General features: G+C 68.5%; 17 protein-coding genes, 1 tRNA gene and 1 other RNA gene. 8 read left to right on the top strand and 11 right to left on the bottom strand.

Annotation, left to right across the window (positions count from 1 at the left end; genetic code table 11):
* Positions 1-6 precede the first annotated feature (6 nt).
* Positions 7-1,344, bottom strand: coding sequence for a glutamine synthetase family protein (locus JD292_RS04075; protein ID WP_200131427.1), 1,338 nt, complete (start codon positions 1,342-1,344; stop codon positions 7-9).
* A 111-nt stretch (positions 1,345-1,455) separates the two neighbouring features.
* Between JD292_RS04075 and map the strand changes: the two genes are divergently transcribed.
* Positions 1,456-2,325: a type I methionyl aminopeptidase gene (gene map, locus JD292_RS04070; RefSeq protein ID WP_200131426.1), complete on the top strand. Its 870-nt coding sequence runs from the start codon at positions 1,456-1,458 to the stop codon at positions 2,323-2,325.
* 147 nt (positions 2,326-2,472) lie between these two features.
* Here map and rnpB read toward each other — a convergent pair.
* From rnpB to JD292_RS04040, 6 genes are all read right to left on the bottom strand, one after another.
* Positions 2,473-2,846, bottom strand: an RNA gene (gene rnpB / locus JD292_RS04065) — RNase P RNA component class A.
* Between the two features lie 36 nt (positions 2,847-2,882).
* Entirely contained in the window at positions 2,883-3,611 is a 729-nt protein-coding gene (locus JD292_RS04060; RefSeq protein ID WP_200131425.1) for a zinc ribbon domain-containing protein, read from the bottom strand.
* Between the two features lie 9 nt (positions 3,612-3,620).
* Positions 3,621-4,478 (bottom strand): Nif3-like dinuclear metal center hexameric protein, encoded by an 858-nt coding sequence (locus tag JD292_RS04055; RefSeq protein ID WP_200131424.1) that lies wholly within the window; start codon positions 4,476-4,478, stop codon positions 3,621-3,623.
* A gap of 2 nt (positions 4,479-4,480) precedes the next feature.
* Positions 4,481-5,146 carry a methionine ABC transporter permease gene (locus JD292_RS04050; protein WP_200131423.1) on the bottom strand — a complete coding sequence of 222 codons (666 nt, stop codon included), beginning with the start codon at positions 5,144-5,146 and terminating at the stop codon, positions 4,481-4,483.
* Positions 5,146-6,174: a methionine ABC transporter ATP-binding protein gene (locus JD292_RS04045; protein WP_200131422.1), complete on the bottom strand. Its 1,029-nt coding sequence runs from the start codon at positions 6,172-6,174 to the stop codon at positions 5,146-5,148. Before JD292_RS04045 ends, JD292_RS04050 begins: the two co-directional genes overlap by 1 nt.
* A gap of 111 nt (positions 6,175-6,285) precedes the next feature.
* The gene (locus tag JD292_RS04040) at positions 6,286-7,191 is read right to left on the bottom strand and encodes a MetQ/NlpA family ABC transporter substrate-binding protein (RefSeq protein ID WP_200131421.1); all 906 of its coding nucleotides are present in this window, start codon (positions 7,189-7,191) and stop codon (positions 6,286-6,288) included.
* Between the two features lie 205 nt (positions 7,192-7,396).
* Between JD292_RS04040 and JD292_RS04035 the strand changes: the two genes are divergently transcribed.
* From JD292_RS04035 to JD292_RS04020, 4 genes are all read left to right on the top strand, one after another.
* Positions 7,397-8,836: a glyceraldehyde-3-phosphate dehydrogenase gene (locus JD292_RS04035; RefSeq protein ID WP_200131420.1), complete on the top strand. Its 1,440-nt coding sequence runs from the start codon at positions 7,397-7,399 to the stop codon at positions 8,834-8,836.
* Between the two features lie 43 nt (positions 8,837-8,879).
* Complete coding sequence (locus tag JD292_RS04030) at positions 8,880-9,725, top strand: universal stress protein (RefSeq protein ID WP_200131419.1); 846 nt, start codon at positions 8,880-8,882, stop codon at positions 9,723-9,725.
* A gap of 89 nt (positions 9,726-9,814) precedes the next feature.
* A complete protein-coding gene (locus JD292_RS04025) occupies positions 9,815-11,074 on the top strand; it encodes a serine hydrolase domain-containing protein (protein ID WP_200131418.1) in 1,260 nt (419 codons plus the stop codon).
* A 51-nt stretch (positions 11,075-11,125) separates the two neighbouring features.
* Positions 11,126-11,770 (top strand): MBL fold metallo-hydrolase, encoded by a 645-nt coding sequence (locus JD292_RS04020; protein WP_200131417.1) that lies wholly within the window; start codon positions 11,126-11,128, stop codon positions 11,768-11,770.
* A gap of 18 nt (positions 11,771-11,788) precedes the next feature.
* On the opposite strand, the gene JD292_RS04015 is transcribed toward JD292_RS04020, so the two are convergent.
* Together JD292_RS04015 and JD292_RS04010 are read right to left on the bottom strand one after the other, a co-directional pair.
* The gene (locus tag JD292_RS04015; protein ID WP_200131416.1) at positions 11,789-12,889 is read right to left on the bottom strand and encodes a glutathione S-transferase C-terminal domain-containing protein; all 1,101 of its coding nucleotides are present in this window, start codon (positions 12,887-12,889) and stop codon (positions 11,789-11,791) included.
* A 72-nt stretch (positions 12,890-12,961) separates the two neighbouring features.
* Positions 12,962-13,516: a flavin reductase family protein gene (locus JD292_RS04010; protein WP_200131415.1), complete on the bottom strand. Its 555-nt coding sequence runs from the start codon at positions 13,514-13,516 to the stop codon at positions 12,962-12,964.
* 150 nt (positions 13,517-13,666) lie between these two features.
* Between JD292_RS04010 and JD292_RS04005 the strand changes: the two genes are divergently transcribed.
* Positions 13,667-14,152 (top strand): glutathione peroxidase, encoded by a 486-nt coding sequence (locus JD292_RS04005; protein WP_200131414.1) that lies wholly within the window; start codon positions 13,667-13,669, stop codon positions 14,150-14,152.
* 3 nt (positions 14,153-14,155) lie between these two features.
* On the opposite strand, the gene JD292_RS04000 is transcribed toward JD292_RS04005, so the two are convergent.
* Positions 14,156-14,232, bottom strand: a tRNA-Val gene (locus JD292_RS04000).
* Positions 14,233-14,332: 100 nt separating this feature from the next.
* Positions 14,333-14,794, bottom strand: a complete 462-nt coding sequence (locus tag JD292_RS03995; protein WP_200131413.1) for a peroxiredoxin — start codon at positions 14,792-14,794, stop codon at positions 14,333-14,335.
* Positions 14,795-15,049: 255 nt separating this feature from the next.
* On the opposite strand from JD292_RS03995, the gene aceE reads away from it, so the two are divergent.
* Both aceE and JD292_RS03985 read left to right on the top strand, forming a co-directional pair.
* A complete protein-coding gene (gene aceE / locus JD292_RS03990) occupies positions 15,050-17,776 on the top strand; it encodes a pyruvate dehydrogenase (acetyl-transferring), homodimeric type (protein WP_200131412.1) in 2,727 nt (908 codons plus the stop codon).
* Between the two features lie 14 nt (positions 17,777-17,790).
* On the top strand, positions 17,791-18,990 hold the full coding sequence (locus JD292_RS03985; protein WP_200131411.1) for a PucR family transcriptional regulator: 1,200 nt from the start codon (positions 17,791-17,793) through the stop codon (positions 18,988-18,990).
* The last annotated feature ends 63 nt before the right edge of the window (positions 18,991-19,053 follow it).

Genomic DNA, 19,053 nt, shown 5'->3' with positions numbered 1-19,053 from the left:
GATGGTCTAGATCGTGTCGAGCATCGAGCTGAGCTCGTACGGCGTGACCTGCGAGTGGTAGGCGGCGACCTCGCGTCGCTTGTCGCGCAGGAAGTAGGCGAACACCTGCTCCCCCAGCGTTTCGGCGACGAGCTCCGAGCGCTCCATGACCGCGAGTGCGTGATCGAGGCTCGCGGGCAGAGGATCGAATCCCATCGCGCGCCGCTCGCCGTCGCTGAGCGCCCACACATTGTTCTCCGCCTCGGGCGGCAGCTCGTACTCCTCGCGGATGCCCTTGAGCCCAGCCGCAAGCAGAACGGAGTACGCGAGGTAGGGGTTGGCGGCGCTGTCGAGCCCGCGGTACTCCACCCGCGCCGCACCGCCCTTGCCCGGCTTGTACATGGGCACGCGCACGAGCGCGGAGCGGTTGTTGTGGCCCCAGCTCACGAAGGACGGCGCCTCGTCCCCGCCCCAGATGCGCTTGTACGAGTTGATGTACTGGTTGGTGACCGCGGTGATCTCGGGCGCGTGGCGCAGGAGCCCGGCGACGAAGCGCCGGCCCGTCTGCGACATCTGGTAGCGGGCGCCCGGATCGTAGAACGCGTTCGAATCCCCCTCGAAGAGGGAGAGGTGGGTGTGCATGCCAGAGCCGGGCTGGCCGGCGAGCGGCTTCGGCATGAAGGTGGCGTGGACGCCCTGCGAGATCGCGACCTCCTTGACGACCGTGCGGAACGTCATGAGGTTGTCCGCCGTGGTGAGCGCGTCGGCGTAGCGCAGGTCGATCTCGTTCTGCCCGGGGCCGGCCTCGTGGTGGCTGAACTCGACCGAGATGCCCAGGTCCTCGAGCATCGAAACACTCTCGCGCCGGAAGTCGTGTGCGGTCCCGCCGGGCACGTTGTCGAAGTAGCCGGCGCGGTCAACGGGAACCGGCCCTTCCGGCCCGAACTCCTTGGACTTCAGCAGGTAGAACTCGATCTCGGGGTGGGTGTAGAAGGTGAAACCCTGATCAGCGGCGCTCGCGAGGGCGCGCTTCAGCACGTTGCGCGGGTCCGCGACCGCCGGCTCGCCGTTCGGCTGCTGAATATCGCAGAACATGCGCGCCGTTGGCGCCTGGATGCTGCGCCATGGCAGCAGCTGGAAGGTCGACGGATCCGGGATGGCCAGGAGATCGGACTCGTAGGCGCGCGTGAGCCCCTCGATGGCGGAACCGTCGAAGCCGATGCCCTCGGTGAAGGCGCCCTCCACCTCTGCGGGCGCGAGCGCCACCGATTTGAGCGTCCCTGACACGTCGCTGAACCAGAGCCGGACGAACCTGACGCCCCGCTCCTCGATCGTGCGCAGTACGAAGTCACGCTGCTTGCTCACGGATGCCTCCGTTCGTCGGTTGCCGAGGGCTGGCCGGGCGGTGAAGCCCGGCCCGTTCAGACTATCGGTCGCCTGTGACAGTCGTGTTACGTCGGCTCGTAGACTGGAGGCATGCCTTTCGACGCCCAGAATCATCTCATCCCCGGAACCGTCCCCGCCCCCCGGGCAGTCCCCCAGGAGATCGAGCGTCCGCCCTACGTCGGCCTCAAGACGCCGCCCCAGTACACGGGCGACAACACCTACTCCGAGGAGGAGATCGAGAAGATCCGCACCTCGGGCCGGATCGCCTCCCGCGCGCTCGACGCCGTCGGGGCGGCCGTTCGCCCCGGCGTCACGACGGCGGAGCTCGATCGGATCGGGCACGAGGCCGTGATCGGCGCCGGGGCGTACCCCTCAACGCTCGGCTACCGCGGCTACCGCGCCTCGACGTGCACCTCGGTGAACGAGGTCATTTGTCACGGAATCCCTGATGACACGGTGCTCCGCGAGGGCGATATCGTCAACGTCGACATCACGGCCTACCTGGACGGGTACCACGGGGACACGAACCGCACCTTCCGCGTCGGCGAGGTTTCCGAGGAGGTCGACCTGCTCGTCGAGCGCACCCACGAGGCGATGATGCGCGGGATCAAGGCCGCGAAGCCGGGGCGCGAGGTGAACATCATCGGGCGCGTCATCGAGCAGTACGCGAAGCGCTTCGGCTACGGCGTCGTGCGCGATTTCACCGGGCACGGCGTTGGCGCGGCGTTCCACACGGGTCTCATCATCCCCCACTACGACTCCGCGCCGAGCTACAGCGACGTGATCGTGCCCGGTATGGTGTTCACGGTCGAGCCGATGCTCACGCTCGGCGGCCACGAGTGGGATCAGTGGGACGACGACTGGACGGTCACGACGCGAGACAAGAGCTTCACGGCCCAGTTCGAGCACACCGTGGTGATCAGGGAGAACGGCTTCGAACTGCTCACGGTCTCCGACTGAGGGCGGCACGCAGCCGCGGCAGGCGGCGGCGCCGGGTGAGGCGCCCAGCGGGGTCGAGGCCCGGCGAGCGCGGCCCGCAGCCCGGCGAGCGCGGCCCGCGGCCCGCAGCCCGGCGAGCGCGGCCCGCAGCCCGGAACCGGGAGCGGCGGAATGGGCCGGATCATACGCCGGGTTCTGTCTCCCGGTTTCCCGGGCGACGGTCATCTCTCTCGGGATGCCGTTGCCGACACCCTCTAGCGGCCTACCCGAGGACTCGGCGGGGCGCGTCATCATCCTCTGTCTGGCCTTGCTCCGAACGAGGTTTACCTGGCCGCCCGTGTCGCCACGGACGCCGGTGGTCTCTTACACCACCCTTTCAGCCTTACCGACCGGAAATACTCCCGACTGGCGGTCTACTCTCTGTTGCACTTTCTCGCGGGTTGCCCCGGGTGGCCGTTAGCCACCGTTCTCCCCTGCGGAGCCCGGACGTTCCTCGGCGCGACATCGCAAGCGATGCGCGACGCGACCGTCTCACCGACCCATTCCACCCTCGATTCTAGCGGTGCGGGGCCGGAACGCTATTCCTCGTCGACGCGGACCAGGATCGCCCCGGTGCCCGGGCAGTAGACGAGCTCGTCGGGAGCCGCCGCCCGGATGGTGCTGAGCTCCGCCGGCGTGAGCGCCATGTTGCTCGCCTCCGAGACGTTGCCGCGCAGGCGGGCGGCGCCGATCCCGGTGCGGGCGCGCAGATCCTCGTACTCGGCGAGCACGTCGCGCTGGATCTCGGCCGCGAGGCCGGCGCGCTCCTCAGCGCCCGACTTCAGCTCCGTGTCGATCCTGGCCTCGCCGGCCTGGAGTGCTGCGCGCAGTTCCGAGCGGCGATCCTCGACGGCGTTGAGTGCGGCCTCCGCCTCGGCGAAGACCTTCTGCGCGGCCTCCTGGAGCTCCATCACCTCGAGCTCCTTCTCCTCGAGCTCGCCGGTGCGGCGCGCGAGGGTGTCGAGTTCGCTCTGCAGGGCCTGGGCCTCCTTGGGCGAGGTGCTCACCGCGATCAGCTGTTCATCGCGCGCGCGACGCTCGCTCACGAGCTTCACGTCGGTCTCGATGCGCTCGATCTCGGCGCTCTGCAGGTCGAGCTCGCGCTGGGCCTCCATGAAGCGCTGCTTCGCGCTCTCGGCCTCTCCGGCCAGGTCGGCGATGCGCTGGCGCTCGGGAAGTCCCTGGCGCTTGCGACGGAGCCGGGCGAGACCGGTGTCGAGGTCCTGGAGATCGAGGAGCAGTCGCTGCTGACGGGGGCTGGCCTTCATAGGGCCAGCCTATCGCTCGCCGCCGACGGCGAAGTCCCAGGGATCGGTGCGGAGCTCGCTCACGGTGAACTCCACCCCGGGCAGCTGCTCCGCGAGGCGCTCCGCTGCCCCCTCCAGCCACAGCGACTCGCTCGCCCAGTGGGCGACGTCCACGAGCGCGGGCCCGCCCGCGGCGCGTGCGAGCTCGATCGCGTCCTGGGCGGGATGATGGCGCAGGTCGGAGGTGAGATAGACGTCGGCCGAGCGCACGGCAGGATGATCGAGCAGGCTGTCTCCGGCTCCCCCGAGCAGTGCCACGCGCGACACGATCCGCTCCGGATCGCCGGCGACGCGCACCCCGGTCACGGTGCGCGGCATGATGCCGTCGACGAGCTCGGCGAAGGCGCGGAGTGTCAGCGGCTCCGGGAGCGTCCCCGTGCGACCGAGCCCAGCGCCATGTGCCGCGGGAGGCGCTCCCTGGACGAGCGGCTCTGTGCCGTGCAGGCCGAGGCGGCGCGCGATCTCGTCCGAGACGCCGCCCGCCGGCGCGTCCGCGTTCGTGTGCGCGGCGATGAGGGCGCAGTCGGCCCGGATCAGGCGCGCGAGCAGGGCGCCCTTGCCGGTGTCCTCGGCGATCGTGTGGACCCCGCGCAGCAGCAGCGGGTGGTGCGTGATCAGGGCATCGGCACCCAGGGCGATCGCCTCATCGACAGTCGCGGCGACCGCGTCGACCGCGAGCAGCACCCGGCGAAGCGGCCGATCGTCCCGCCCGGTCACGAGACCGACTCGGTCCCAGCTCTCTGCGGTCGCGGCCGGCCAGAACGCTTCGGTGACGCGGCGCAGATCCGCGAGGGTCGCTTCGTGCTGGCCGGTGGCGGCGCCGGACATGTCTACCTCCTGAGGAGCTTGCGGGCGATGGTGTTGCCGAGCAGCTGCACGAGCTGCACGATCACGATGATAATCAGCACCGCCGACCACGTGATCCACGGGTTGAACTGGCGGTAGCCGTACTGCAGCGCCAGGTTACCGAGCCCGCCGCCGCCGATCACACCGGCCATGGCGGTCATGTCGACGACCGCGATGAAAGCGAAGGTGTAGCCGAGCACCACGGGCCCGAGACCCTCGGGGATGAGGACCGTGAAGATCGTGCGCAGCGGCCCGGCACCCATGGCGCGCGCCGCCTCGATCACCCCGGGCGGAACCGTGAGCAGGTTCTGCTCGACGAGCCGCGCGATGCCGAAGGTCACCGCGAACGACAGCACGAAGAGCAGGGCGGGATCGCCGATGCCCTTCCCGGTCACCGCGCGAGCCAGCGGCTGCAGCGCGCCGAGCAGGATCACGAACGGGATCGGCCGGAAGAAGTTCACGAGGAAGTTCAGTACGAAGTAGCTCGGCTTGTTGGCCAGGATGCCGCCAGCGCGGGTCACCGTCAGCAGCACGCCGATGACCGTGCCGAGACCGCCGCCGATGAGCATCGCGATGGTGACGTACTGCAGGGTCTTCAGGATCGCGGCCCACAGCATGCCGTTCTCGACGAGTTCCATGAGCTGATTCATTAGGCGAGCACCTCCAGCTCGGTTTCCTGGGCGAGCGCCGCAACCGCGTGCTCCACCTTCAGATCGTCGCCGATGAGCTCGAGGGTGAGCTTGCCGAAGCTGCGGCCGCCGACGTCGGTGACGCCGCCGTGCACGATGCTCACGCCAACGCCGCGCTCGGCGATCGTGCGGAACACGACGGGCTGATCCACGTCCCCGTCGCGGAACGTGAGCGAGATGAGCCTCCCGCGGTGGCGCTCGCGAAGTGCCGCCAGGTGGTCCGGATCCGGCTCGGTCGGCAGCGCGGTCGCGACGAACCGCCGCGTGACCTCCGTCGCTGGCGCCGAGAACACCTCGAACACATCGCCCTGCTCGACGGCGCGGCCGTGTTCCATGACGGTGACGCGGTCCGCGATCGCGCGCACGACCTCCATCTCATGCGTGATCAGGATGATCGTGATCCCGAGCTCGTTGTTCACGCGCTTCAGCAGCGCGAGCACCTCCTGGGACGTCTGCGGGTCGAGCGCGCTCGTCGCCTCGTCGGCGAGCAGGAGCCCGGGGTTCGTTGCGAGGGCCCTGGCGATTCCGACGCGCTGCTTCTGGCCGCCGGACAGTTGATCGGTGTAGGCCTGGGCTTTGTCCGCGAGCCCCACGAATTCGAGGAGCTCGGCGACGCGGCGCTTGCGCTCCTCCGCGGGGACGCCAGCGACGACGAGCGGATACTCGACGTTCTTCGCGACCCGCTTCGAGAAGAACAGGTTGAACTGCTGGAAGATCATCCCGATGCCGCCGCGCACCGCGCGCAGCTTCGCCTCGGGGAGGGCGGAGACCTCGTCCTCGCCCACGAGGATCCGGCCGTCGGTGGTCCGCTCGAGACCGTTGATGAGCCGCAGCAGCGTGCTCTTCCCCGCGCCGGAATAGCCGATGATCGCGTGGATCTCGCCCGAGGCCACGTCGATCGAAACGTCGTCGACCGCGACCACGGGGGCGGCATCCTTCCCGCGGCCGGGATAGCGCTTGGACACGCCGAGTATCTGGACGCGCGTCATAGGCGTCTCCCTTCCAGTGCGGCGGCTCGGGGCGAGGCGCCGTCGGTACATGCGGGCGGGGCGTCCGGAAGAAGTTCCGAACGCCCCGATCCTACGTTGCGAGTGGGCAGATCAGCCCTTGTTCTCCGAGACCTGCTTCTGCGCATCGTCGAGGATGGTCTGCAGCTCCGAGACCGGGGTCTTCACCATAATGGCGCTGTCGCCCGAGTTCTTGATCACACCGTCCTGAACGGCCTTGTCGTTCTGGTAGATGTCGATGAGCTTCTTGTAGGTGGCGTTGTCCTTGTCCTTGGCCTTCGCCGCCCAGATGTTGATGAACGGCTTGGCCGCCTCGCTCTTCGGATCGTCCTGGAACAGGGCGTCCGAGAACTTGAGGCCGGCGTCCGTGACGAAGTCGTTGTTCACGACGGCGCCATCAACGTCCTGCAGCGACGTCGCGGTGAACGCCGCATCCATCTCGGTGACCTTGACCTTCGACCCGGCGGCATCGATGTCCTGCGGCGCGGAGAAGAGGCTGCCCGGATCCTTGAGCTTCAGCAGCTTCGCCTCGGCGAGCACGTTCAGTGCGCGAGCTCGGTTAGTGGGATCCGAGGGGATCGCGACCGTGCCGCCCTTGGGGATCTCGTCGAGCGACTTGTGCTTCGTCGAGAAGAGGCCGAGGGGGTAGATCGCCGTCGAGCCGATCGCGACGAGGTCGTCATTGTTCGCGACGTTGTAGTCGGCGAGGTAGACGATGTGCTGGAACTGGTTGAGATCCAGCTCGCCCTCGCTGAGCGCGGGGTTCGGCTGGTTGTAGTCGGTGAAGTCGACGAGTTCGACCTTGATGCCCGCGTCGTCCGCGGCCTTCTCGAAGGTCTTCCAGTACGGGTCACTCGCGCCGACGACACCGATCTTGACGGGCTTGTCGGCCTTCGCGTCGCCGCTGCCAGCGGCGTCGCCCGAGCAGCCGACGAGCGAGGCGGCGAGGGCGATTGCGGCGGCGGAGGCGGCAAGGACGCCGCGCTTCTTGGAGAGCATCGTTGTTCCTGTTCAGTAAGGGTCAAGGGTGGTCGCGCAGCTGGGGCGCGACCCGGTACTCCGACAGATTGCCCGATCCGCCGCCACACCGGGAAATCACCGTGTCACACGGCGTCATGCACGTGGGATAATGAATGTGACGAAGAAGCGTCGCCGGCGGGCAGGCCGACTACTTCAGGATCTCGAAAGGAACCCTCCGTTTCATATGAACCAGCGTGCTGATGCTCACCTCGAGGAATGGAAGACGAAGCAGGAGCTCGCCGAGCGGATGATCCCGCTCATCGGCCAGCTCTACCGCGACCACGATGTGGTGATGTCGGTTCATGGACGGAGCCTCATCGGGCGCTCCCCCATTGACATCATTCGCGCCCACAGCTTCGCCCGCAAGATCGATGACGTCGAGCTCTCCCTGGCCGAGACCTCCGCGATCGTCGAGGCCCTCGCCCAGATCCAGCCGGGCCCCGTCTCGGTCGATCTCGCCCTGCTCGCGAACGGCTTCCGCGCCTCCGGCTCGGACGATCTCGAAGCGTACCTCCGCGCGGAGCTCGCGCCGGCGATCGGCGCGTCCGCCGGCACCGGTACGGACGTCGTCCTCTACGGCTTCGGCCGCATCGGCCGCCTGCTCGCCCGCATCATCATCGACCACTCGGGATCGGGCAACGGCCTGAACCTGCGCGCGATCGTCGTGCGCAAGGGCTCCGAGAATGATCTCGTGAAGCGCGCCAACCTGCTGCGCCGCGACTCGGTGCACGGCCCCTTCAACGGCACGATCAAGGTGCTCGAGGACGAGGACGCGATCCTCGCGAACGGCGTGCGCATCCAGGTCATCTACTCGAACGATCCGGCGAGCGTCGACTACACGCAGTACGGCATCGAGAACGCCATCCTCGTGGACAACACGGGCCGCTGGCGCGACGCTGAGGGCCTCGGCCAGCACCTGCAGAACAAGGGCATCAGCCGCGTCCTGCTCACCGCGCCGGGCAAGGGCGACATGCTGAACGTCGTGTACGGCGTCAACAGCGACAAGATCACGGCGGACGAGACCATCCTCAGCGCCGCGTCCTGCACCACGAACGCGATCACCCCGGTGCTCAAGGTCATCAACGACCGCTTCGGTGTCAAGCGCGGTCACGTCGAGACCGTGCACTCCTACACGAACGATCAGAACCTGATCGACAACTTCCACAAGGGCGACCGTCGCGGCCGCTCCGCCGCGCTGAACATGGTGCTCACGGAGACCGGCGCAGCGAAGGCCGTGTCGAAGGCGCTCCCCGAGTTCGAGGGCAAGCTCACGGGCAACGCGATCCGCGTTCCCACCCCGGACGTCTCGATGGCGGTGCTCAACCTGCAGCTCGAAACCGAGACGGACCGCGATGAGATCAACGCGTTCCTCGAGCAGGTCTCGCTAACCGGCGCGCTGCGTACCCAGATCGACTACGTCGAGTCGCCCGAGATCGTCTCGACGGACTTCGTCGGCTCAAACCGCGCGGGCGTCGTCGACGGCCTCGCGACGATCGTCACCGGCGACAGCGCCGTTCTCTACGTCTGGTACGACAACGAGTACGGCTACAGCTGCCAGGTCGTCCGCATCATCGAGCAGCTCGCAGGCAGCCACCCGGCGCACCTGCCCGCGCTCGAGGACTGATCGCCCGGGCTTGCAGCACACCACCCCAATGAAAGGATCGCGCATGTCTGAGAACTACGTCATCGGAGTCGACGGATCCGAGCAGAGCCGAGCCGCCCTCGCGTGGGGCCTCGAGCGGGCGAAGCAGCGGAACGCGAGCGTGGAACTGCTCCACGTCGCAGACGACTCCTTCCTCTCCGAGAGCGTCGCCTTCCTCTCCGAGGCGCAGGCCGCCTCGGAGGCGATGCTGAAGACCGAGATCGAGTACGCGCGGAGCCTCGGTTTCGAGGGTGTCTGCAAGGGCACCGCCGTGGTCGGTCACCCGATCGCGGAGGTCGAGGAGGCGTCGAAGCGCGCTGATCTCGTGATTCTCGGCGCACACGCCGGCAGCCGTTTCGCGGGCTCCTTCTTCGGCACGCGTGCCGTGAAGGTCGCGGCGACGGCGCACTGCCCGGTCGCGGTCATTCCCGCGCCCGAGCCGGTGGAGCACAAGACCGTGGTCGTCGGCATCGACGGCTCGGAGGCCTCGCAGAAGGCGATCGCCTTCGCCGCGGAAGAGGCGTCGACGCGCGGGCTCCCGCTCACGGCCGTGTACGCGTGGATGCCGCCGCTCACTCCCGGCCTCGAGTACCTGTGGAGCGAGGAGCTCGTGAGCTCCCAGCGCTCCGCGGCCGAGGAGGCGATCGCGATCGGCGTCGCCGGTCTCGCGACCCGCTACCCGGAACTCGAGATCCGACGCGAGATCGTGCAGTCTCCGCCCGTCGCGGCGCTCGTCGACGCGGCTCGCGGCGCCGAGATGATCGTCGTCGGCAGCCGCGGGCGGGGCGGGATCTCCCGCCTGCTGCTGGGCTCTGTGAGCCACGGCGTGCTGCAGGCGCTGCCGTGCCCGGTGGTCGTGACGCGCAGCTGATCGGCCCTTTCACGCGTGGAGCGCGGTACCTTGGTGTTCACCGGGTATCGCGCTCCGTGCGTTAAACGGCCCGAACACAGGAGGCAACGATGCGCGCGTCACGGATGATCACGGCTCTCTCGATCGGTGGAGCGCTCGGCGCCGGCATCGCATGGGTGTGGCGCCACCAGGGTGCGATCGGCGTGCGCAGGCCCGTCAACGAGTGGACGTTCACCCACATGAGCAGGATCATGCCAGTGCAGATCGTGCGTTCCGCGCCCCGGATGCCGCTCCCCCGCGATCGCTTCCCGCTCGAGCACGTGGTGCGCTACGGCGCAGCCCCGGGGCGCCCGATCGCGGCGCTTTTCGACCGGAATCACGTGACGAGCATGGTGGTGCTGCATCGCGGCCGGGTGGTGCAGGAGAGTTACCCCGGGCGCTTCGCGAGTCCGGAGGCCCGGTTCCAGCTCTTCTCGCTGACGAAGTCGGTGACCTCCCTGCTCGTCGGTATCGCGCACGAGGACGGCGACCTCCCCGATCTCGGCGCCACGGTCGCCTCGTTCCTCCCGGAGCTCTCCGACAGCGCATACGCCGAGGTCACCGTGCAGGAACTCCTCGACATGCGCAGCGGTGTCGGCGGGGCCGAGGTGTGGACGGATCCGGAAGCGCTGATTCTCGCGTACGAGCGCGCGGTGATGAACGGCGGATCGGTGTTCGACGTGATCCGGAATGCACCGCGGGTGCGCCCGGCCGGAACGGCGTTCAACTACTCGACGGTCGACACGCACGTGCTCGGCTGGGTGCTGGAGGCCGCGGTCGGGACCCCGATCGCGGACTATCTCGGGGAGAAGATCTGGCGTCCGATCGGGGCCGAGAGCGACGCCTTTTACTTCCTGTCGCGCGCGACGCCGCGGACGGCCCTGGGCGGCGGGTCCCTCAACGCCACGACGATGGACCTGGCCAGGGTCGGTCTGCTGGTCGCGCAGGGTGGCGTGTGGGAGGGCCAGCGCATCGTTCCCGAGGCGTGGATCGAGCGCTGCCGGGATGCCGGGATTCCCGAGCTCGCGGTCGGCGCACTCGATCCGGAGCTGTACCCGCCGGCGTACGGCTACTCGAATCAGTGGTGGACCTTCGGCGGGGCGCACCGCGCCGTGACCGGTCTCGGGGTGCACGGGCAGTTCCTCTTCGTGGACCCGGTCGCCGGGGTCGTTGTCGCGGTCACGGGCGCCTGGGATTCCGCGGACGACGACGCGAGGGACGCCGAGATGCGCGAGGCGATGTTGGCGATCACCGAGGCGCTGGAGGCGCGTGAAGCGACCGGGGAGTTCGCGCCGCGGGGATCAGCGCCAGGTGTCGGCGGCGCGGGATAGTCTGGCCTGTGATCGGCGCCGCACGGGCGCCCCGGAGGAACGGAGCAGCGCGTGAACGCACGGATTGAACGGGTCGTCACCGTCGGCCGCATCGGCGTCGGCCGGGAGGGCGCCCCGCCGGAGGGGTTCGAGCTCGAGAACAACGTCTGGATCGTCGGTGATGACGAGTCCGTGATCGTGGTCGATGCCGCGCACGATGCCGAGGCGATCGCCGCGGCCGTGGACGGGCGCGAGGTGCTGGGGCTCCTGCTCACGCACGGTCACGAGGATCATGTGAACGCCGCTCTGGAGACCGCGGCGCTCCTCGACACCCACGTGTATCTGCACCCCGCCGACCTGTTCCTGTGGGAGGAGACGCACGGTGACGCCGTGCCAGACTTCGAGCTCGCCCAGGGCGCTTCGTTCGAGGTGGCAGGCACCGCGCTCGAGGTGCTGCACACCCCGGGCCACACCCCGGGCTCCGTGTGCTTCGCGCTCCCTGCGCTCGGCACCGTCCTCACGGGAGACACCCTGTTCCGCGGGGGTCCCGGGGCCACGCGCTGGGCGTATTCCTCGTTCCCCACGATCGTCGAGTCGATCGAGGCGGAGCTGTTTCCGCTCCCGTCCGAGACGGTCGCGAGGCCGGGCCACGGCGCGGACACCACGATCGGCGAGGAGCGACCGCAGCTCCAGGCCTGGCTGCAGCGAGGCTGGTAGCGGCGTCCGCAGGGCCGGCTACTCCCGGTCGACGAGCGGGTTGTGGCCCGCGAGCACCCGCTCCCCCGCCGGAACGGGGCCGGGCGGGGTCCCGTCGCCGAAGGGCGAGCCGCCGAGCCGCTCGCGGTCGTGCGGGTCGAGCCAGTTCCCGAGCTCGGGGCCGTCCGGCACGATCCTCGTGGGGTTGATGTCCGTGTGGGTCTCGTAGTAGTGCTGCTTGATCTGCACGAAATCGACGGTGTCGCCGAAGCCGGGCGTCTGGAAGAGATCCCGTGCGTACCCCCAGAGATGCTCCATTTCGGCGAGCTTGTTCCGGTTCGTCTTGAAGTGCCCGTGGTAGACCGGGTCGAAGCGCGCCAGCGTCGTGAAGAGCCGAACATCGGCCTCGGTGATCGTGTCACCGAGCAGATACCGCCGGGTCGCGAGCCGCTCCTCGAGCCAATCGAGGGCGGTCCACAGCCGCTCGTAGGCGGCATCGTAGGACGCCTGATCGCCGGCGAAGCCGCAGCGATACACGCCGTTGTTCACCTCGGTGAAGATCCGCGTCATCAGCGGCCACATATCCTCGAGGTGCTCCTCAGGGAGCAGGTTCGGGGCGCCCGGCCGATGGAACTCGCGCCACTGCGTCGAGAAATCGAGCGTGATCTGCGGATAGTCGTTGGTCACGACGCCCCCGCTCGGCACGTCGACGATCGCGGGGACCGTGATCCCGCGCGGATAGTCGGGGAAGCGCGCGAAGTAGTTCTCCTGCAGGCGTTCCGTGCCCAGCACCGGGTCCCTGCCGTCCGGATCGAGATCGAAGGTCCAGGAGCGGGCGTCGTGCACCGGGCCGGGACGCCCGAGCGAGATCACGTCCTCGAGGCCCAGGAGACGGCGAACGATCAGCGTGCGATTCGCCCACGGACAGGCGGGCGCCGCCACGAGCCGGTACCGTCCCGGTTCGACGGGCCACGCCTCCGCGCCCGGCGCGAGGCCGAACCCGAGGGAACCGACCTTCGATGGCGGGGGCGCCGGCAGGTTCCGCACGGCGGCGGGGTCCGCGACGATCCTGTCCTCGATGTACTGGGTATCGCGCTCGTACGCTTCACCCGTGGTGACGTAGCTGCCCTGTTCGCTCAACGTTCCTCCTGCTGCTCTGCGTTCGGTGGGGTGGGTGGTGCGGTGATGTCCCGGCGTGGATCCGGCGCGGGATCAGCCGATCTTCGGTGCGTCCTCGAGCGCGTGGAACGCCCGGTCGACGTAGACCATGGGAGTTGCCTCCTCGCCGAAGAGCGCATCGAGCACCTCGGCTACGACCACGACCGACGAGCCGACCCCGAGCGTGTGCAGCGCGCGGCAGCGCAGCGCGGCGCGGGTCCCGGGGAGATACGGTTCCCCGGTGGGAAGCGTGGTCCACCCCTGCTCAGGAGTGAAGCGCTCGGCACCCGACACGGCAAAAGACTTGGCGACCTCGACGTGCCGCGAGTCGATGAGGTGGACGAGGAACCCGTTCGCGCTCAGGATGCCGCCAGCGCTCCCCGTCGCGCGGGTGACGGAGAATGCCAGCGCCGGCGGGTCGATGCCGACCGAGGCGACGCTCGAGGCCGTGAGGCCCACCGGCCCCTCGGGGGTTTCCGCGGTGATGACCGCGATCCCTGCCGGGTGCTCACGGAAAGCACGTTTCAGAGCCTCTGCGCCGTCGCTGATGGACGTGGCCCCCGTGCCCGCCAGTGCTGCTCCCGCCTGCCCGTTCTGCTGGTCCGTCATTCCCCGCTCACGCTCCCTTCGTGATGCCCCGGTCGGGGCATGCTGTCGTATCTTCAACACCGTACGTCTCTCGATCATTCCGCGCACGTGCTTTTGGCGCACAGCCACATTTCAGCGTGTGACGGCGGCTCCCCGGGTTACCGTTGAACCATGGACCTCCGAGAAATCCCCGTGCAGACCATCGACGGCGAGACCACCACGCTGAGCGCCCTCGGCGGGCGCGCCTATCTCGTCGTCAACGTCGCCTCGAAGTGCGGCTTCACGCCGCAGTACGCCGGACTGGAAGAACTCGCCGAACGGTATCGCGAGCAGGGCCTCGTGGTCGTCGGCTTCCCCTGCAACCAGTTCCTCGCGCAGGAACCGGGTTCCGCGGAGGACATCCAGCAGTTCTGCAGCCTCAACTACGGTGTCACGTTCCCGTTGATGGCGAAGGTGAAAGTCAACGGCCGGCGTAAGCACCCCATCTATGCCGCTCTGCACGAGGCAGACGACGCGGAAGGACGTGCCGGCAGAATCGGATGGAACTTCGAGAAGTTCCTCATCTCCCCCGACGGGGCCGTCAAGCGCTTCCGTTCCAAGGTGGAGCCGAACGATCCAGCGCTCGTGGCCTCGATCGAACAGGCGCTCTCGGCCTAGATGTGGTGCGCCCTGAGGGACTCGAACCCCCGACCCTCTGGGTGTAAACCAGATGCTCTAACCAACTGAGCTAAAGGCGCGGAACCGCCGAAGCGGACCGGGACAGCCTACGGGAACCCGCCGCTCCGCGCCGAATCGACGCGCGGCGGGTCCCGCAGAAGCTGCCGGATTACCCCGTGGCTACGCGAGCGTCGCGAGGGCCTCGCGGTACGCGGAGAAGTCGCGGGCCTCGCCCGGGGAGGTCTCGAAGGAGGCGACGACCTTGCGGTCGGTGCCGATCAGGACGGTCGCGCGCGTGGCGATTCCGGCCTCCTCGACGAACACGCCGTACTCCTTGGCCACTCCGCCGTGCGGCCAGAAATCGGACAGGATCGAGAAATCGTACCCCTCCGCCTCGGCGAAGGCCTTCAGCGTCCAGACCGAGTCGACCGAGATGCCGAGCAGGCGCACCTTGCTGTCCTGGAAGACGGCGATGTTGTCCCGGAGCTCGCACAGCTCATCGGTGCAGATCCCCGAGAACGCGAGCGGGAAGAACACGAGCGCGACCGGGCCTTCCGTGACGAGTTCGGAGAGGGTGAGTTCCTCCCCGTGCTGATCGGAAAGCGTGAAATCGGGCGCCTCCGCGCCGGCTGCGATGACCATGGTCGTCCCCTTTCTGGCGCGGTGCGCCACGTTGCGATCGGACGTCCCCAGCGTAGCGAACGCAGCCTGAAATCGGTGACCCGCTCCCAGACCGAACCTTGTGCGGCATCACCACTTTTCATCGCATATTCCGTTGATACGTGGTGGCTTCGCGATAGTCTGGACGGGAACCCGCGAACCACGCGGGCCGCACGTGACGCGCGCCGCACCACTCCGCGAGCGCAGCCCCACGTCCCAGGTGAATGGAGCTCTCTCTTGGCTGTGAACACGCAGGATCCGTACGCACCCGATCAGGACGACATGGATCCCCAGGAAACTGCCGAGTGGCGCGAGTCCCTCGACTCCGTCGTCGAGGAGCGGGGCGCCGGTCGCGGCCGCGAAATCATGACGAGCCTGCTCGATCGCTCTCGCCAGCTGCACCTCAACGTCCCGCAGGTGCCGACGACGGACTACGTGAACACGATCGCCTCTGAGGACGAGCCGGACTTCCCCGGCAACGAGGAGCTCGAGCGCCGGTACCGCTCCTGGATCCGCTGGAACGCCGCCATGACCGTCCACCGCGCGCAGCGCCCCGGCATCGGCGTCGGAGGCCACATCTCCACGTACGCCTCGGCGGCCTCGCTCTACGAGGTTGGCTTCAACCACTTCTTCCGCGGCCAGGACCACCCCGGCGGCGGCGACCAGATCTTCGTGCAGGGCCACGCCTCCCCCGGCATGTACGCCCGCGCGTTCCTCGAGGGGCGCCTGAGCGAGGACCGTCTCGACGGCTTCCGCCAGGAGAAGTCGCACCTGGGCGGCGGCCTTCCGAGCTACCCCCACCCCCGGCTCATGCCCGATTTCTGGCAGTTCCCGACCGTGTCGATGGGCCTCGGGCCGATCAACGCGATCTACCAGGCCCATCTCAACAAGTACGTGACCAACCGCGGGATCAAGGACGCCTCGGACCAGCACGTCTGGGCCTTCCTCGGCGACGGCGAGATGGACGAGGTCGAGAGCCGCGGACAGCTCCAGGTTGCCGCGAACGAGGGGCTCGACAACCTCACCTTCGTGATCAACTGCAACCTGCAGCGCCTCGACGGCCCGGTGCGCGGCAACGGCAAGATCATCCAGGAGCTCGAGAGCTATTTCCGTGGCGCGGGCTGGAACGTCATCAAGGTCATCTGGGGCCGCGAGTGGGACGACCTGCTCGACCGTGACACCGACGGTGCGCTGCTCAACCTGATGAACACCACGCCGGACGGCGACTTCCAGACCTACAAGGCGGAGAACGGCGGCTTCGTCCGCGACCACTTCTTCGGCCGCGACGAGCGCACCCTGCGTCTCGTCGAGGACTACACCGACGAGCAGGTCTGGGGCCTCCGCCGCGGCGGCCACGACTACCGCAAGGTCTACGCGGCGTACAAGGCGGCGCTCGCGCACAAGGGGCGCCCGACCGTCATCCTCGCGAAGACGATCAAGGGCTACGGCCTCGGCCCGCACTTCGAGGGCCGCAACGCGACCCATCAGATGAAGAAGATGACGCTGGAGGACCTGAAGCTCTTCCGCGACACGATGCACATCCCGATCTCGGACGCCCAGCTCGAGGCCGACCCGTACCGGCCGCCGTACTACTTCCCCGGCAAGGACGACGAGGCGATCCAGTACATCCATGAGCGCCGCAGGGCCCTCGGCGGGTACCTGCCCGAGCGCCGGACGAAGCACACCGAGGTCGCTCTCCCCGACCCGAAGGCGTACGCCATCGCGGCGAAGGGCTCGGGCAACCAGGAGGCCGCGACCACGATGGTGTTCGTGCGCATGCTGAAGGACCTGATGAGGGACAAGAACTTCGGTCCCCGCTTCGTGCCGATCATCCCGGACGAGGCCCGCACCTTCGGCATGGACTCCTACTTCCCAACGTCGAAGATCTACAACCCGCACGGCCAGAACTACCTGTCGGTCGACCGCGAGCTGCTGCTCGCGTACAAGGAGAGCCCCCAGGGCGTCCTCATGCACGTCGGCATCAACGAGGCGGGCGCGGCTGCCGCGTTCACCGCGGTGGGCACCTCCTACTCGACGCAGGGTGAACCCCTGATCCCGATCTACATCTTCTACTCGATGTTCGGCTTCCAGCGCACGGGCGATGCCCTCTGGGCCGCGGGCGATCAGATGGCGCGCGGCTTCATCATCGGCGCGACCGCCGGCCGCACCACGCTCACCGGCGAGGGACTGCAGCACGCCGACGGCCACTCGCTCGCGCTCGCGGCGACGAACCCCGCCGTGCTGTCCTACGATCCCGCCTACGGCTACGAGATCGGCCACATCGTCCGCGCCGGAATGGAGCGGATGTACGGCGGCGAGCACGAGGACCCGAACGTCATGTACTACCTGACGGTGTACAACGAGCCGATCATCCACCCGGCGGAGCCCGCCGACGTGGACGTCGAGGGCATCATCAAGGGCATCCACCGCGTCTCCCCCGCGGGCGAGGGCGAGCACCGCGCTCAGATCCTGGCCTCCGGCGTCGCCGTGCCCTGGGCGATCGAGGCGCAGGAGCTCCTCGCAAAGGACTGGGGCGTCGCCGCCGACGTGTGGAGCGTCACGAGCTGGGGCGAGCTGTCCCGAGACGGTGTCGCGGCCGACCGCGAAGCGTTCATGGACCAGGCCTCGACCCCCCGCACGCCCTACCTCACGGAGAAGCTGCAGGGCTCCGAGGGTCCCGTGGTCGCGGTCAGCGACTGGGCGACCCAGGTCATGGAGCAGATCCGTCCGTTCGTCCCCGGCGATTTCTCGGTGCTCGGTGCTGACGGGTTCGGCTTCTCCGACACCCGCGCTGCCGCTCGTCGCTACTTCGGCATCGACCGCGAGTCGGTCGTCGTGAAGGTGCTCCAGCGCCTCGCGGCGCAGGGCAAGATCCCGGCCGACGTGCCCCGCAAGGCGGCCGAGCAGTACCGTCTCAATGACGTGAACGCCGGTACGACCGGCGGCGCGGGCGGAGACGCCTAGGAGGGGCGCCTCGTATGGAGCGGACGAAGGAACAGGAGCTCGCCTGGCTGCGGACGATCACGGGTGAGCTCAACACGCAGACGATCATCCGGCTCGACGACACCCTGCCCTGGTACGGGAACATGCCGCCGAGCCGGAGATCCTCCGTGGGCCTGGTCGCCCAGACGGGCATCAGCTCGTTCATCCAGTGGTACGAAGATCCGAGCGCGACCCCCTGGATCGCGTCGGACGTCTTCAGCGCCGCGCCGCGCGAGCTCCTCCGTTCCATCAGCCTCCAGGAGACGCTGCAGCTGATCCGCGTGGTCGTTTCCGTCGTGGAGGATCGCGTCGCGCCGCGGAGCGAGTCCCTGCGCGAAGCCGTGCTGCACTACTCCCGCGACGTCGCCTTCGCCGCCGCGGACGTCTACGCCCGCGCTGCCGAGGCGCGCGGACTGTGGGATGCCCGCCTCGAGGCGCTCGTCGTCGACTCGATCCTCACCGGTGAGAGCGACGACGAGCTCCCGAGCCGGATCGCGGCACTCGGCTGGCACGGCGACGGTGAGGCCGCGGTGCTCGTCGGCACCGCGGAGCGCTCCGTCGATGTCGATCAGCTCCGTCGTTCCGCGCGACACGCCGGAGCCGACGTCCTGATCGGGCTCCAGGGCACGCGCCTCGTCCTCGTGCTTGGCCGGACCGCGGTCCACGCGCCGGAGGGTGGGCACGGCGGCGACGAGCGGCTCAGTTTCATGGAGATCGCGGCCCGCCTCGCCGACGGATTCTCCGACGGACCCTTGGTGCTCGGCCCGGCGGTGGAGAACCTCGTCGATGCTTCTCGGAGCGCGCGCGCGGCCCTCGCCGGCGTCGCCGTTGCGCGATCCTGGCGCAACGCGCCTCGCCCGGTCGCTGCCGACGACCTCCTGCCGGAGCGCGCCCTCGCGGGCGATGGCCTCGCGCGGCGCACGCTCATCGAGCAGATTTACGAACCGCTCGCGGCGCACTCGGGCGAACTGCTCGAGACGCTGTGGTGCTACCTCGACAACGGCCGCTCGCTCGAGGCGACGGCGCGGGAGCTTTTCGTGCACCCGAACACGGTGCGCTATCGGCTGAAAAAGGTGTCCGAGGTGATCGGTTGGAACGCGACCGGAGCGCGGGAGGCACTGATCCTGCAGTCCGCGCTCATTGCCGGATCGATCGCGGTCAACAGTGGAAGACGCGCCGTCCCCACCAAGAAATGATGGGTTTCGACAACGAATCTTCGAATCTTTCGTGCAGAATATGCAGGTTCGCGGTCGGTCTTC

Origin of the sequence: Leucobacter edaphi, from assembly GCF_016522535.1 — a bacterium.
GTDB lineage: Bacteria > Actinomycetota > Actinomycetes > Actinomycetales > Microbacteriaceae > Leucobacter > Leucobacter edaphi.
This window is presented reverse-complemented; position numbering and strand designations above follow the sequence as displayed.